The sequence below is a fragment of the Nonomuraea sp. NPDC004186 genome (assembly GCF_053603495.1).
This window is the reverse complement of the sequence record NZ_JBSGFQ010000022.1, coordinates 105,002-118,325: the sequence shown is the minus strand read 5'-3', so window position 1 is coordinate 118,325 and position 13,324 is coordinate 105,002. Positions and strand designations below refer to the sequence as shown.

The window sequence follows — 13,324 nt, the reverse complement described above, 5'->3', positions numbered from 1 at the left end:
TGGCCATGACGGGAAAGTTGTTCGATGTCCCCCGCCGGGCGCTGGCGGGGCTGTGTGCCCTGCTCGCGCTGGCCGGCGTGATCATGCTGACCGCCATGGCGGACAGCACCATGCAGCCCCTGCCCGCCTCGGCGCCGGACGGGGAGTTCAGCGCGGAGCGGGCGCTGCGCCACCTGGAGAGGTTCGCCACCGAGCCGCGCCCGATCGGCAGCCGGGCCGGTGAGCGGGCCAGGGACTACCTCGCCGGGCAACTGCGCGCGGCGGGGCTCGACGTGCGGGTGCAGCGGGCCATCGGCGCGAACACGTCGGCCGGGCTGGCGTCGTTCGGGCAGGTGGACAACATCGTGGCCACGGCGAAGGGCAGCGACCCGACCGGGACGGTGGTGATCGCCGCGCACTACGACTCCGCGGCCATGGGCCCGGGCGCCTCGGACGACGCCGCCGCGGTCGCGGCCATGCTGGAGACGGTACGGGCGCTCAAGGGCACCGCGCTCCGCAACGACCTCGTGCTGCTGATGTCGGACGGCGAGGAGGACGGCGTGCTGGGCGCCGAGGCGTTCGTCAGGGAGCACCCGCTGGGCCGCAAGGGCGGGGTGCTGCTCAACTGGGAGGCCCGGGGCGTGAGCGGGCCGTCGCTGATGTTCCAGACGTCCAGGAACAACGCCGGGCTGGTCGAGACGTTCGCCGACGCCGTGCCGCACCCGCGCGGCGACTCCACGCTGGGCGAGCTGTACCGGCTGCTCCCGAACAACACCGACTTCACCCCGATGGCCGAGAGCGGCTTCACCGGCATGAACTTCGCCTACATCGAGGGCTCCTCCCGCTACCACACCGCCGACGACTCCCTCGCCCACCTCGACCGGGGCAGCCTGCAGCACCACGGCTCGAACATGCTGGCGCTGACCCGCGCGCTCGGCGGCGCCGACCTCGAAACGCTGGACGCGGACCACGACCTCACCTATTTCCGGATCTTCGGGACCATGGTCACGTACCCGAACGCGCTCGTCTGGCCCCTGGCCGGGCTCGCGGCGGCGGCGGTCGCGGGGCTGGCGGTGCTGGCCCGGAGAAGGCGGCTGCTCAGCCTGCCCCGGCTCGCCGTCGCCGCCGTGTCGGGGGTCGTGCCGCTGCTGCTCGCGGCGGCCCTGGCCCAGGGGTTGTGGGAGGTGCTGGTGGCCTGGCGGCCCGCGTACGACGGGATGGGCGGGCTGCTGCACCGACCGCAGGCGTTCCAGGCGGCCGTCGTGGTCCTGGCCGCGCTGGCGCTGCTCTGCTGGTACCTGCCGCTGCGCCGCCGCCTCGGCCCCGCGGCGCTGGCCGTCGGCGCGCTGGCCTGGCCGGCCGCGCTCGGCCTGCTGTGCGCCCAGGTCGCGCCGGGCATGTCGTACGTGCTGACGCTGCCCGCGCTGTTCTGCGCGCTCGGCGGGACGGCCGCGATCCTGCTGCGCGGCGCGGCCCGCCAGGTGGCGGTGCTCCAGGTGACGGCGGTGACCCTGGGCGCGGTCGTGGCGGCGGCGCTGCTGCCCGCCCTGGCCAGGACCGCGTTCGACGGGATGGGCCTCGCGCTCGGCGGGGTGCCCGCGCTGGTGCTGGCGGTGTTCGGGCTGACGGTGCTGCCGATCGCCGAGCTGTGCCTGCCGGAGCGCAGGCAGTCCCTGGTCCCGCTCGCCGCCGCCGGGCTCGCGGTGCTGCTGGTGCCGATCGGCCTGGCCCGGGACGGTTTCGACCCGGCCAACCCCTTGCGCACGCACCTCGCGTACGTGATGGACGCCGGCACCAGGACCGCCAACTGGGTCAGCGCCGACGCGGAGCCGCCCGCCTGGACCAGGAAGTACGTGTCCGGCCACGACACCACGCCGCTGCCCCCCGGCTACGCCCGCGGCACCTCCCTCTGGACGGGACGGGCACCGGCGGCGGCCGGCGCCGCCGAACCCCGGGTGACCGTGCTCGGCCGCGACGGCGACACGGTCCGGCTCCGCGTGACCGCCGGCAGGGCGGCGCGTTCGGTCACGCTGCGGGTCGAGCGCCCGATCGCCGCGGCGACGGCCGCCGCCGACGGCCTGACCCCGGTGAGCGTCGACGTCTCCGGGGTCCGCTCCAACACGTGGCCGGGCGAGATCCGCTTCCGCGGCCTGCCTGACACGGGTGCGGAGATCTCGCTGCGGGTCCCGGGGTCGGACCGGTTCCGGCTGACCGCCGTCGCGGAGACCGACGGGCTCCAGCGGGTGCCCGGATTCGTCCCGAGGCCGAAGGGCGTGGTGGCGGCGACCCGGGAGGACGGCGACCTCGTGGCGGTCACCCGTACGTACGAGATCAGCGCGAGGTGAGGCCCCGAACCGGCCTCAGCGGGTGATGGTGCCCGCCCGGACCAGCCAGTCGACCGCCTCGGAGATGGCCTCGAGCGGCGCGTAACGGGGCCGGTGCCCCAGCAGCCGCTCGGCCTTCTCCATGCTGCAGTGGGGGCTGTAGGAGATGTGGTCGAGCGTGATCTGCGCGTCCCGCTCCGGCACCGTCTCCCGCCACCGCTCCCACGGCAGGAACGTCAGGCGCGCCTCCTGCCCGAACCAGCCGGCCACCGCCTCGGCGTAACCGCGTAGCGTCAGAGCGCTGGTGGCCACGGAGTGGAAGCTCTCGCCGACGGAGACCGACGGGTTGACCATGGCGTCCACGAACAGCCGCGCCACGTCGTCGGCGTGCACGTGCTGGACGGTCTCCAGGCCGAAGTTCGGCAGCGCCAGCTCGCCGCCGTCGGCCAGCGTCTGGAACACGGCCGGATCGACGTTGCCCGCCGGGTTGACCGGCACCCAGCCGGGGCCGGTGATGTGGCCCGGGTGGATGATCGTGGCGGGGAAGCCGTCGCGGTGTGCGCGTTCGAGGAGGTGGGCCTCGATGGCGGCCTTCTGCTTGCCGTACTCGCCGAGCGGCCGCTTGGGCATGTCCTCGGTCGTCGGCACCCGGCTGCTCGGCCCGTGCGTCCAGATCGTCCCGCAGTGCAGGAACTGCCGGACCTTCCCGGTCAGCGCCGCCGCCAGGTCGCGGGCGCTGGTCTCCGTGAAGCAGATGAGGTCGATGACGACGTCGGCCTCCAGCTCCACGATCCGCCGCCCGAACATGCCGTCGGCGTCCTCCGCGTCGCGGTCGGCGGTGATCTGGGTGACCCGCTGCCAGGCCCCGTGCGGGCTGTAGGGCTCCCGCTTGCCCCGGCTCACGGCCACGACGTCGTGTCCGCCTTCGACCAACCGGGGGATGAGGTACGTGCCGATATGACCGCTGGCGCCAATCACCGCTACTCGCATGCGCCCCAGCGTAGACCCGCCGCTTCGCCGGTCAACCATCCCGATACGCTGCTGAACGTCCCATTTCGGAGGTTGGTCAGTGTCGGGGGTTGTCGCGGCGTTCGCCGCCCTGGTGTCCGTTGCCGTGATCGGCTACCTGATCGGGATGGGAGGCCTGCTGCGGGCCAGCGACGAGCTGGTGCTGTCGCGTCTGGCCTTCTTCGTGGCCACCCCGGCGCTGATGTTCGCCACCGTGTCCAAGGCGGACCTCCACATCCTCTTCTCGCCGGTGCTGCTGACCGAGGTGGTGGCGGTGGCGTGCGTCCAGCTCGTCTACGTGCTGGTGGCGCGGCTGGCCTGGGGCCGCGACCGCCGCGAGGCCACGATCGGCGCGCTGGCCTCGTCGTACGTGAACGCCGGCAACCTGGGCGTGCCCATCTCGATCTACGTGCTGGGCGACGGCGCGCTGGTCGCCCCGATCCTGCTCTTCCAGCTGATCGTCCTCACCCCGGTCTCCTTCCTCATCCTCGACAAGGGGGCCCGCTCGGTGCGCGCGGCCCTGCTCCTCCCGTTCCGCAACCCCCTCACGGTCGCTTCCCTCCTCGGACTCGTGCTGGCGATCACCGGGATCTCCCTGCCCGTCCTGGTCATGCGCCCGGTCGAGCTGCTCGGCGGCGCGGCCGTGCCCGTCGCCCTCGTCGCGTACGGCCTCAGCCTGTACGGCTCCCAGCGCACCCCCGCGGCCCCCGAGGCGAACGGCGTCGGCAAGGACATCTTCCTCGCGGTCACGCTCAAGGCCTTCGTCCAACCGGCCGTCGCCTACCTGACCGCGCGCCTGGTCCTCGGCCTCGACGGCAGCGCGCTCCTGGCCGCCACCCTCTTCGCCGCCCTGCCGACGGCGCAGAACATCTACGTGTACGCGGTGAACTACGACACCGCCCGGCGTCTGGCCCGCAGCGCGGTCCTGCTGACCACGGGCCTGTCCATCCCGATCATGACCGCCATCGGCGCGGTCCTCGGGTGATTACCATGTAGGCGTGTTTCGCTCCTTGTGGAACGAGCCCCGTCCCCCCGATCCTCCGTTACGCGTCTGGCGGGACTGGGCGCTCGTAGGGGTGCTCGTGCCGCTCGCGGTGCTCGAAGGGGTCGTCCGCCCCGACCTGCCGTGGCGGGCCGTCTCCGTGACCATCACGGTCGGGCTGGTGTTCACGCTGCTCTGGCGGCGCACCAGGCCGCTGCTGATGCTCGCGATCCCTTTCGTCACCACGATGCTGGCCCCGCTGGCGACGGGCGGTCACCGTGCCGAGACGTACACGATGGCGTTCCTGCTGATCATCGTGTACGCGCTCTACCGGTGGGGGTCGGGGCACGAGATCGTGCTCGGCTTCGGGATCATGCTCCTGTCCGTCGGCGTCTCGGCGTCCTTCTACGACCTCGCCCCGTCCGACGCGGTCGGCGCGTTCGCCGTCATCTTCTCGGCCGTCGCGCTGGGGGCGGCGTTCCGGTTCCGGGCCAGGGCCCGGATGCGCGAGCTCGACCAGGTCAAGCTGCTCGAACGCGAGCAACTGGCCCGCGACCTGCACGACATCGTCGCCCACCACGTCTCCGCCATGGCGATCCGGGCGCAGGCGGGCCTGGCCACGGCGCCCTCGAAGCCGGAGGCCGCCATCGACGCGCTCCGCGTGATCGAGGCGGAGGCGTCGCGTACCCTTGCCGAGATGCGCGCCATGGTCCGCGTCCTGCGCCGCAACGAGCCGGCGGACCTGGCGCCCGGCCGGCGGATCACCGATCTCGAAGAGCTCGCCGGGCGCGTCCGCCTCGGCCCGTCCGTGGAGGTGGAGATGCTGGGCGACCTCGACGACCTGCCTCCGGCGGTCGACGCCGCGATCTACCGCATCGCGCAGGAGTCGGTCACCAATGCCCGACGGCATGCCCGGCACGCCACCCGCATCCGGATCCACGTCGCCGCCGACGACACGTCGGTGCGCCTGCTCGTCAGCGACGACGGCGAGACGAGCTCCGCGAACCCGATGCCCGGCTACGGGCTCATCGGGATGAGCGAGCGCGCCGGCCTGCTCGGCGGCACCTGCGAGGCCGGCCCCGACCCCGGCCGCGGCTGGACCGTGACCGCCGTGCTCCCCCGCGCCGGGGCGGCGACGTGACCGCCCAGGACCGCGACATCCAGGTGATCGTCGCGGACGACCAGGAGATCGCCCGCACCGGGCTCAGGATGATCCTCGACGCGCAGCCCGGCATCGAGGTCGTCGGCGAGGCCGGCGACGGGCGGCGGGCCGTCGAGCTGGCGCAGCGGCTGCGTCCCGACGTGTGCCTGTTCGACATCCGGATGCCCCGCCTCGACGGCATCGAGGCCACCCGCCGCCTGGCCGGGCCGGGCGTCGCCGATCCGCTCGCCGTCGTCGTCATCACCACCTTCGACCTCGACGAGTACGTCTACGCCGCCCTCAGGGCCGGCGCCCGCGGCTTCCTGCTCAAGGACGCCGGCCCGGACCTGCTCGCCCAGGCCGTCCGCGCGGCGGCCGACGGCGACGCGCTCATCGCCCCCAACATCACGGCCCGGCTGCTGCAGAACTTCGCCTACTCCGGGCGCGCCACGCCGCCGGCGCAGCCCCGCGAGGCGCTGACCACCCGGGAGGAGGAGATCCTGGCCACCGTGGCCCGCGGGCGGACGAACAACGAGATCGCCGACGAGCTGCACATCTCTCTCAGCACGGTCAAGAGCCACATCGCGAGCCTCATGCTCAAGCTCGGCGTCCGCAACCGCGTCGAGATCGCCATGTGGGCGTACGAGACCAAGCGCGTCAGGCTCTGATCGGGCCGATCGGCCAGGGAAGAGGTCGTACTTTCGGCCGTAGAGCGGGCGTGGCGGGTCTGGCGACACTGGTCGCGAGTCCCCCACAAGGAGAAAGCCATGAAAGCGTTCGTCCTTCCCGCGTACGGCTCACCCCTCGTCCTGACCGACATCGACCAGCCCGTGCCGGGCGACGACGAGGTACTGGTCCGGGTGCGCGCCACCTCCGTCCAGCCCTACGACTGGCACTTCCTGCGCGGCGAGCCGTACGTCGCCCGCGTGATGGGCGGCGGCGGCCCGGGGCTGCGCGCCCCGCGGTTCAGCGTCCTGGGCGCGGACGTGGCCGGGGAGGTGGAGGCGGTCGGCAAGGACGTGACCGGGTTCCGGCCCGGCGACGAGGTGTACGCGATGCCCAAGCGGGGCGGCTTCGCCGAGTACGTGTGCGTGCCGGAGAGCGAGCTGGCGCTCAAGCCGAGGAACGTCTCGTTCGAGGAGGCGGCGGCGGTGCCGATGGCGGCCGGCACCGCCCTGCTGGCCCTGCGCGACGACGGCCGCGTCCAGCCCGGGGAGCGCGTCCTCGTCAACGGGGCCTCCGGCGGCGTGGGCACGTTCGCCGTCCAGCTCGCCAAGGTGTTCGGCGCGCACGTCACCGGCGTGTGCAGCTCCAGGAACGTGGGCCTGGTCAGGTCGCTCGGCGCCGACGAGGTCGTCGACTACACCAAGGAGGACTTCACCCGGAGCGGGCGGCGCTACGACCTGCTGCTGGACATCGCGGGCAGCCGCTCCGGCTCCGCCTGCCGGCGGGTGATGACCCGCAAGGCGACCCACGTCCTCGTCGGCGGCCCGGCCGGCCGCTGGTTCCAGCCCGCGAGCCACGTGTTCGCGACGGTCATCGCGGGGCTGTTCGTGTCCCAGCGGGTGGTCGTGACGCAGGTCGTGCCCTGCACGGAGACCAGGCAGAACCTCATGACGCTGGCCGAGCTGATCGAGGGCGGCGAGATCCACCCGGTGATCGACCGGACCTACCCGTTCGCGGAGATCCCGGCGGCCGTCAGCTACCAGGAGGAGGGCCACGCATCAGGCAAGGTCGTGATCTCCATCTGATCCCACATCCTGGACTGATTTGTCTTAGTAAGAGAGATGTGTCCTAGAGTTCCGAGCATGACACCACTGGAGATGGTCGCGGTGCTGGCGGCCGGGGTGGCGGGCGGGGCCATCAACACCGTCGTCGGCTCCGGGTCGCTGATCACGTTCCCCACGCTGCTGGCCGTCGGCCTGCCGCCGATCACGGCGAACGTCTCCAACAACATCGGCCTGGTCCCCGGCGGCCTCTCCGGCGTCATGGGCTACCGGCCCGAGCTGAAGGGCCAGCGGGAGCGGCTGCTCAGGCTGGCCCCGGCCTCTGTCATCGGCTCGCTGGCCGGCGGGCTGCTGCTGCTCACCCTGCCCGAGAGCAGCTTCAACATGATCGTCAGCGTGCTGATCGCCCTGTCCTGCGCGCTGGTCCTCATCCAGCCCAGGCTGAGCCGCCTGCTGTCCACCCGGCCCGGACGCGCGCACGGCGGGCCCTGGCTGTGGCTGGGCACGCTCGCCGCCGGCGCCTACGGCGGCTACTTCGGCGCCGGCCAGGGCATCCTGCTCATCGGCCTGATGGGCATCATGCTGGACGAGGAGCTGCAGCGCATCAACGCGGCCAAGAACGTGCTCGCCCTGCTGGTCAACTTCACCGCCGCCGTCCTGTACATCCTGGTCGCGGACGTCGACTGGCTGGCCGTGCTGCTGGTGGCGGCGGGCTCGGCGATCGGCGGCTTCCTCGGCGCGCGGCTGGGCCGCAGGCTGCCCGCCCCGATCCTGCGCGGCGTGATCGTCTGCATCGGCGTCGTCGCGATCGTCAAGCTCCTGGCGACCTGATCAGCCGGACAGCCCGAAGAAGAACGCGGCCGGGATCAGCGCCACGACCAGGGCGGCGGCCCACCACCTGGGAGCGGGGCCGGCGCGCAGCACGGCGACGCCCAGCGGCACGAACGCGACCGCCAGCCCGGCCAGCGCGACCAGCGAGATCGGGTCGCTGCTGCCCTTGAGCACGCCCAGCGGCAGCCCTGCCGCCAGCGCCAGGCAGACGCACCGGATCACGCCGAGCGCCCTGGCGCGGTAGGCGCCGACGGCGAGCACGATCCAGCCGGCCATGATGCAGACGTTGACCGCCTTGAACACGTGAAAGGCGCCGTAAGTCGCGCTGACCGCCTTTTGGGCCGACGCCAGGTCGAGGGCGTCCACCAGGTGGAAGGCCAGGTGGCTCACCCCGGCGTGGAAGACCCGTCCGAAAAGGCCGAGGACCACCAGCGTGGCGCCCCATTGCGCCCAGCCGGGGTGCGAGGTCCTGATCAGGCGGGCCAGCGAGGTCACCGCGGGCCACAGGAGCACGACCCCGGCGGCGTACAGGCTGTAGGACAGGACCATCCGCTCCGGGTGGGCGGCGTAGGCGGCGAGCTGGTCGGGGAAGAAGTCGCCCTCGCCCGCCCGGATGAGCACCCCGGCGAGCAGCAGCGACGGGCCGAGCACCAGCCCGGCGCCCTCGACCCAGCGCCCGGGAAGCGTGTGCGTGATCGTCATGCCACCGATCCAAGCGGCGGGCGCGCCCGCGCACACGGGCGCTGTCGCGAGAACCGACGGTAGAGCCAGCACTACCAGGATGTAATCTGCGTAGTTTTAGTACGACCGAATCCTGCGACAGAAGGGACCAGGCACGTGCCCGACGATGCCGGCCTCCAAGCACTACGCGAGGCGGCCCGCCTGTCTCCGGACAACCTCCCGCTCCGCCGGCATCTCGCCGAGCAGCTGCTGACCAAGGGGTACCTGGCCGACGCCGAGGCCGAGTTCCGCGCCGCGCTCCTGCTCGCGCCCAAGGACCCGGACATCTCGGCGGGGCTGGCGGAGGCGTTCGTCCGGCAGAGCGCCCACGGCGCGGCGCTCTCGGCGCTGGAGCCGTTCCTGGCCTCGCCCGGCTACCCGCCGCGGATGGGCGTGCTCGCGGCCAGGGCCCTGCTCGGCGAGGGCGACTTCGGCCGGGCGGCCTACCGCTACCACGAGGCGGTCTCCCGTGACGCGTCCGTCGCCGACCCCGAGCTGGCCGCGCGCCTGACCACCCCGGTCGCCCCGTCCGTGCCCGCGGCGCCCGCCCCGTACGCGACGACCCCGGCGGACGCGCCCTCCGGCGCGGAGGTGGAGAAGTCGAAGGTCACCTTCGCCGACGTGGCCGGGATGGACGAGGTCAAGGAGGCGCTGCGGGTGAAGCTGCTGCTGCCGCTCCAGCAGCCCGAGCTGTTCGCCGCGTACGGCAAGCGCGCCGGCGGCGGCGTCCTGATGTACGGCCCGCCCGGAGCGGGCAAGACCCACCTGGCCAGGGCCGCGGCCGGCGAGCTCGGCGCGTCGTTCGTCAACGTCGGCCTGTCCGACATCCTCGACATGTACGTCGGGTCGAGCGAGCGCAACCTGCGCGCCACGTTCGAGCTGGCCCGCCGCAACCGCCCGTGCGTGCTGTTCTTCGACGAGGTGGACGCGCTGGCCGCGCGCCGCTCCGACATGCGCCAGGCCCACACCCGGCAGCTGGTCAACCAGTTCCTGGCCGAGCTCGACGGCGTGGACCAGGACGCCAACGAGGGCGTCCTGGTGCTGGCCGCCACGAACGCTCCCTGGTACATCGACGTGGCGTTCCGCCGCCCTGGCCGCTTCGACCAGCTCGTGTTCGTGCCACCGCCCGACCCGTCGGCCCGCGCGGCCATCCTGCGCCTCCTCTGCCGCGACAAGCCGCTGGCCGAGATGGACTTCGACGCGGTGGCGCGGGTGACCGACCACTTCGTCGGCGCGGACCTGAAGGGCGTGGTGGACCGCGCGGTGGAGGTCAAGCTCCAGCAGTCGATCAGCGCCGGCCGGCCCATCCCGATGAACACCCACGACCTGCTGGCCGTCGCCCAGGTCACCAGGCCCACCGCTGTGCGCGAGTGGCTGGCCACCGCGCGCAACTACGTGCTGCACGCCAACGAGTCCGGCGCGTGGGACGAGCTGATGCCCTGGATCAAGGGCAAGCGGTGAACCCACGCGAGTCGATCCAGCGGGCGGGCACGCTGCTGCAGATGCGCCGCCCGGCCGACGCGGAGCGGGAGCTGCGCGGCGTGCTCGCCGTCATGCCTGAGCACTTCACCGCGTTCTCGCTGCTCGGCCTGGCCCTCGTCCAGCAGGGCAGGACCGCCGAGGCCGTGTCCGCGGCCCAGGAGGCGGTACGGCTGGCGCCCGACCAGTCGTACCCGCACTACATGGCCGGGCAGGTCTACCTCCGCATCCAGCGGCCGGACCTGGCCGTCACCGCCGCCGAGACGTCGCTGGCGCACAACCCCGAGTCGGCGTCGACCTGGGAGCTGCTGGCCCGCGCCCACCTGCGGCTGGGCCAGTACCGCCAGGTGGTCGAGGCGGCCCGCCGGGGGCTGGCCATCGATCCGCAGGAGTCGGACCTGGTGAGCCTCCTGGCCATGGCGCACGTCCAGCTCGGGGAGGCGGAGCAGGCCAGGGCCGCCGCCGCGGACGCCGTACGGCTCGATCCGGAGAGCGAGACCGCGCACCTGGCGTACGGGCACGCGGCGCTGGCCGCCGGCGACGCGAAGACGGCCGCCGCGGCCTTCCGCGAGGTGCTCCGGCTCGATCCCGGCTTCGACCCGGCCAGGGACCTCCTCGTCACGGCGCTCAAGCAGCGCAACCCGCTCTACCGGATCCTGTCGAACCTGCGCGGCCGGTTCCTGGGCGGCTGGCGGATGGTCCTCCTGCTGCCCGCGGTGCCGCCGCTCATCGCCGTGTTCGTCCTCATCGCGGTGCTGCACTGGGCGGCGTGGGTGGCCGAGGCGGTGACCGTGCTGCGGCTGGCCCGCGCGAAGGCGACCAAGCTGCTGTTCGAGGGCGTCGAGGGCCGCGTGGCCATCGCGAGCTGCGCGCTGCTGGCCGCCGGGGTGGGCGTGCTCGCGCTGGGCATCGCGCTCGGCCAGGACGCGCTCGGCATGGCGGGGGCGGCGCTCATGGCGCTGGTCACTCCGGTGCAGGAGGCCACGCACACGGGCTCGGCCCGCGGGCGCCGCGTGCTGTACGGCTGGACGGGGCTGCTCGTGGTCGCGATCGTCGCGTCCGTGGTCCTCGGCTCGCCGAGCGCCGCGCTGCTGGCCCTGTACGCCGGGATCGGCACGATCTGGGTGGCCGCGGGCGTACGCCGGTTGTTCCCCGCTCCCGAGCGCCAGCCTGCCCGGTGAAACTTTCAAGCATTCTGCCTGGTCACAGCCGTAGAACCCACGGTGCGTTGACGAGCGTGAAGACGGCGGCCGAGCATGACGCCGCGTTCTCCCTCTCCGAAAGGCACCCCCATGCACTTGTCCAAGGCGATGACGGCCGCCCTGGCCACGCTGGTGGCCGGAGCGGCAGTCGCTGTCGCGGTGACCACCGCCGCCCCGGCAGGCGCGGCCGCCGGCACGGGCACCGGCTACCTGCACACCAGCGGCAACAAGATCGTTGACAGCACGGGCGCGACCGTGCGCCTGACCGGCCTGAACTGGTTCGGCATGGAGACCGACAACCGGACCTTCCACGGCCTGTGGTCGAGCACTCCCTGGAAGGGCCACATCGACAAGATGGCCTCGCTGGGCTACAACACCATCCGCGTGCCGTACTCCAACGACGCGCTCAAGTCCGGCGCCACGGCCACCGGCATCAACGACTACGTCAACCCCGACCTGATCGGCCTGTCGCCGCTGCAGATCCTGGACAAGATCATCGCGTACGCGGGCGGCAAGGGCATGCGGATCATCCTCGACCGCCACCGCCCGACCGCCGCGGGCCAGTCCGCGCTCTGGTACGTCGCCGCCACGCCGGAGAGCACCTGGATCAACGACTGGAAGGCGCTGGCCCAGCACTACGCGAACAACCCCACCGTCATCGGCGCCGACCTGCACAACGAGCCGCACGCCGAGGGCACCAACCCCAACGCGACCGGCTCCTGCTGGGGCTGCGGCGACCAGGCCCGCGACTGGCGGCTGGCCGCCGAGCGGGCCGGCAACGCGGTCCTTTCGGTCAACCCCAACTGGCTGATCTTCGTGGAGGGCGTGAGCTGTCCGAGCGGCGGCCTGTCCAACGTGTGGGACGGCGATCCCACCAACGACGAGGACTGCGGCTGGTGGGGCGGCAACCTGTCGAAGGCGGGCCAGTATCCGGTACGGCTCAACGTGGCCAACCGCCTGGTCTACTCGCCCCACGACTACGCGACCTCGGTCTACCACCAGACCTGGTTCGACGCCCCCGACTACCCCGCCAACCTGCCGGCCATCTGGGACAAGTACTGGGGTTACCTCTACAAGCAGAACATCGCGCCGATCATGATCGGCGAGTTCGGCACCACCCTGGCCGCGAACGTGGACAAGATCTGGCTGCAGGAGCTCCTGAAGTACACGGGGACCGGGGTGAACGGGATGTCGTTCACCTACTGGTCGTGGAACCCGAACTCCGGTGACACCGGGGGCATCCTCAACGACGACTGGACCACCGTCAACCAGGCCAAGCAGGCCATCCTCCAGCCGTACCTGATCCCGCCGACCGGCGGCACCGGGCAGCCCTCCGACACGCCCACGCCCAACCCTCCCGGGCAGTGCACGGTGACGTACAAGCAGACGGGCTCCTGGCAGGGCGGCTTCCAGGGCGAGCTGACGGTGAAGAACACCGGCACCGGCACGATCAACAACTGGGCCGCCACCTGGACGTTCCCGTCGGGGGTGACGCTGGTCAACGGCTGGAACGCGGTCGTGACCCAGTCGGGCACCACGTGGACCGCCAAGGGCCCCGACTACGCCAAGAACCTCGCCCCCGGCGCGTCGGTCGCCGTCGGCTTCACCGCCAACGGCGCGGCCGCCCAGCCCGCCGGCGCCACCTGCTCCTGACCCTTCCCACCGTCACGGGCTCCCGCCGTCGCGAGCTCCTGACCCTCCGCCGTCGCGGGCGGACGCGCTCCCGCCCGCGGCCCCCGAACGAGCGCCCGCCCCGCGATCCACGACCGAGCACCGCGGGGCGGGCGCTCGCCTGCTCTCCCCAACGGCCCTCCGCCAAGGACAGCGCCCTCCCCGAAGGCACGGCGACCCCCACGGCTGTCCCTCCCCCAAGAGACGGCAACCTTCACGACTGTCCCTCCTCCAAGGGACGGCAACCCCCTCGGCTCTCC

At 72.7% G+C, this 13,324-nt stretch carries 11 protein-coding genes; 9 read left to right on the top strand and 2 right to left on the bottom strand.

Going from position 1 to position 13,324, the window contains the following annotated elements; translation table 11 throughout:
- Positions 1 to 5: 5 nt before the first annotated feature.
- Positions 6 to 2,324, top strand: a complete 2,319-nt coding sequence (locus tag ACWEPL_RS20205; protein ID WP_452437076.1) for a M28 family peptidase — start codon at positions 6 to 8, stop codon at positions 2,322 to 2,324.
- Between the two features lie 15 nt (positions 2,325 to 2,339).
- Here ACWEPL_RS20205 and ACWEPL_RS20200 read toward each other — a convergent pair whose 3' ends face one another.
- Complete coding sequence (locus ACWEPL_RS20200; RefSeq protein ID WP_452437075.1) at positions 2,340 to 3,293, bottom strand: NAD-dependent epimerase/dehydratase family protein; 954 nt, start codon at positions 3,291 to 3,293, stop codon at positions 2,340 to 2,342.
- 79 nt (positions 3,294 to 3,372) lie between these two features.
- Between ACWEPL_RS20200 and ACWEPL_RS20195 the strand changes: the two genes are divergently transcribed.
- The 5 genes from ACWEPL_RS20195 (at position 3,373) to ACWEPL_RS20175 (ending at position 7,992) form a co-directional block, all read left to right on the top strand.
- Positions 3,373 to 4,296 (top strand): AEC family transporter, encoded by a 924-nt coding sequence (locus ACWEPL_RS20195; protein WP_452437074.1) that lies wholly within the window; start codon positions 3,373 to 3,375, stop codon positions 4,294 to 4,296.
- Between the two features lie 13 nt (positions 4,297 to 4,309).
- Positions 4,310 to 5,434 carry a sensor histidine kinase gene (locus ACWEPL_RS20190; RefSeq protein ID WP_452437073.1) on the top strand — a complete coding sequence of 375 codons (1,125 nt, stop codon included), beginning with the start codon at positions 4,310 to 4,312 and terminating at the stop codon, positions 5,432 to 5,434.
- Positions 5,431 to 6,102: a response regulator transcription factor gene (locus tag ACWEPL_RS20185; protein ID WP_363978044.1), complete on the top strand. Its 672-nt coding sequence runs from the start codon at positions 5,431 to 5,433 to the stop codon at positions 6,100 to 6,102. The genes ACWEPL_RS20190 and ACWEPL_RS20185 overlap by 4 nt, the downstream gene beginning before the upstream one ends.
- Positions 6,103 to 6,201: 99 nt before the next feature.
- Positions 6,202 to 7,185: an NAD(P)-dependent alcohol dehydrogenase gene (locus ACWEPL_RS20180; protein WP_363978041.1), complete on the top strand. Its 984-nt coding sequence runs from the start codon at positions 6,202 to 6,204 to the stop codon at positions 7,183 to 7,185.
- 57 nt (positions 7,186 to 7,242) lie between these two features.
- The gene (locus ACWEPL_RS20175; RefSeq protein WP_452437072.1) at positions 7,243 to 7,992 is read left to right on the top strand and encodes a sulfite exporter TauE/SafE family protein; all 750 of its coding nucleotides are present in this window, start codon (positions 7,243 to 7,245) and stop codon (positions 7,990 to 7,992) included.
- Here the strand turns inward: ACWEPL_RS20175 and ACWEPL_RS20170 are convergent, their stop codons facing one another.
- On the bottom strand, positions 7,993 to 8,694 hold the full coding sequence (locus ACWEPL_RS20170) for a hypothetical protein (protein ID WP_452437071.1): 702 nt from the start codon (positions 8,692 to 8,694) through the stop codon (positions 7,993 to 7,995).
- 135 nt (positions 8,695 to 8,829) lie between these two features.
- On the opposite strand from ACWEPL_RS20170, the gene ACWEPL_RS20165 reads away from it, so the two are divergent.
- The 3 genes from ACWEPL_RS20165 to ACWEPL_RS20155 all read left to right on the top strand — a co-directional run bounded on the left by ACWEPL_RS20165 (position 8,830) and on the right by ACWEPL_RS20155 (position 13,046).
- Entirely contained in the window at positions 8,830 to 10,173 is a 1,344-nt protein-coding gene (locus ACWEPL_RS20165) for an AAA family ATPase (protein WP_363978030.1), read from the top strand.
- Positions 10,170 to 11,372, top strand: a complete 1,203-nt coding sequence (locus ACWEPL_RS20160) for a tetratricopeptide repeat protein (RefSeq protein WP_452437070.1) — start codon at positions 10,170 to 10,172, stop codon at positions 11,370 to 11,372. The genes ACWEPL_RS20165 and ACWEPL_RS20160 overlap by 4 nt, the downstream gene beginning before the upstream one ends.
- Positions 11,373 to 11,483: 111 nt before the next feature.
- Positions 11,484 to 13,046, top strand: coding sequence for a cellulase family glycosylhydrolase (locus tag ACWEPL_RS20155; protein ID WP_452437069.1), 1,563 nt, complete (start codon positions 11,484 to 11,486; stop codon positions 13,044 to 13,046).
- Positions 13,047 to 13,324 lie beyond the last annotated feature (278 nt).

Coding starts and splice junctions, on each gene's coding strand:
- ACWEPL_RS20200 (WP_452437075.1), bottom strand. CDS start 3,293: ATGCGAGTAGCGGTGATTGGCGCCAGCGGTCATATCGGCACGTACCTC.
- ACWEPL_RS20205 (WP_452437076.1), top strand. CDS start 6: ATGACGGGAAAGTTGTTCGATGTCCCCCGCCGGGCGCTGGCGGGGCTG.
- ACWEPL_RS20175 (WP_452437072.1), top strand. CDS start 7,243: ATGACACCACTGGAGATGGTCGCGGTGCTGGCGGCCGGGGTGGCGGGC.
- ACWEPL_RS20170 (WP_452437071.1), bottom strand. CDS start 8,694: ATGACGATCACGCACACGCTTCCCGGGCGCTGGGTCGAGGGCGCCGGG.
- ACWEPL_RS20180 (WP_363978041.1), top strand. CDS start 6,202: ATGAAAGCGTTCGTCCTTCCCGCGTACGGCTCACCCCTCGTCCTGACC.
- ACWEPL_RS20155 (WP_452437069.1), top strand. CDS start 11,484: ATGCACTTGTCCAAGGCGATGACGGCCGCCCTGGCCACGCTGGTGGCC.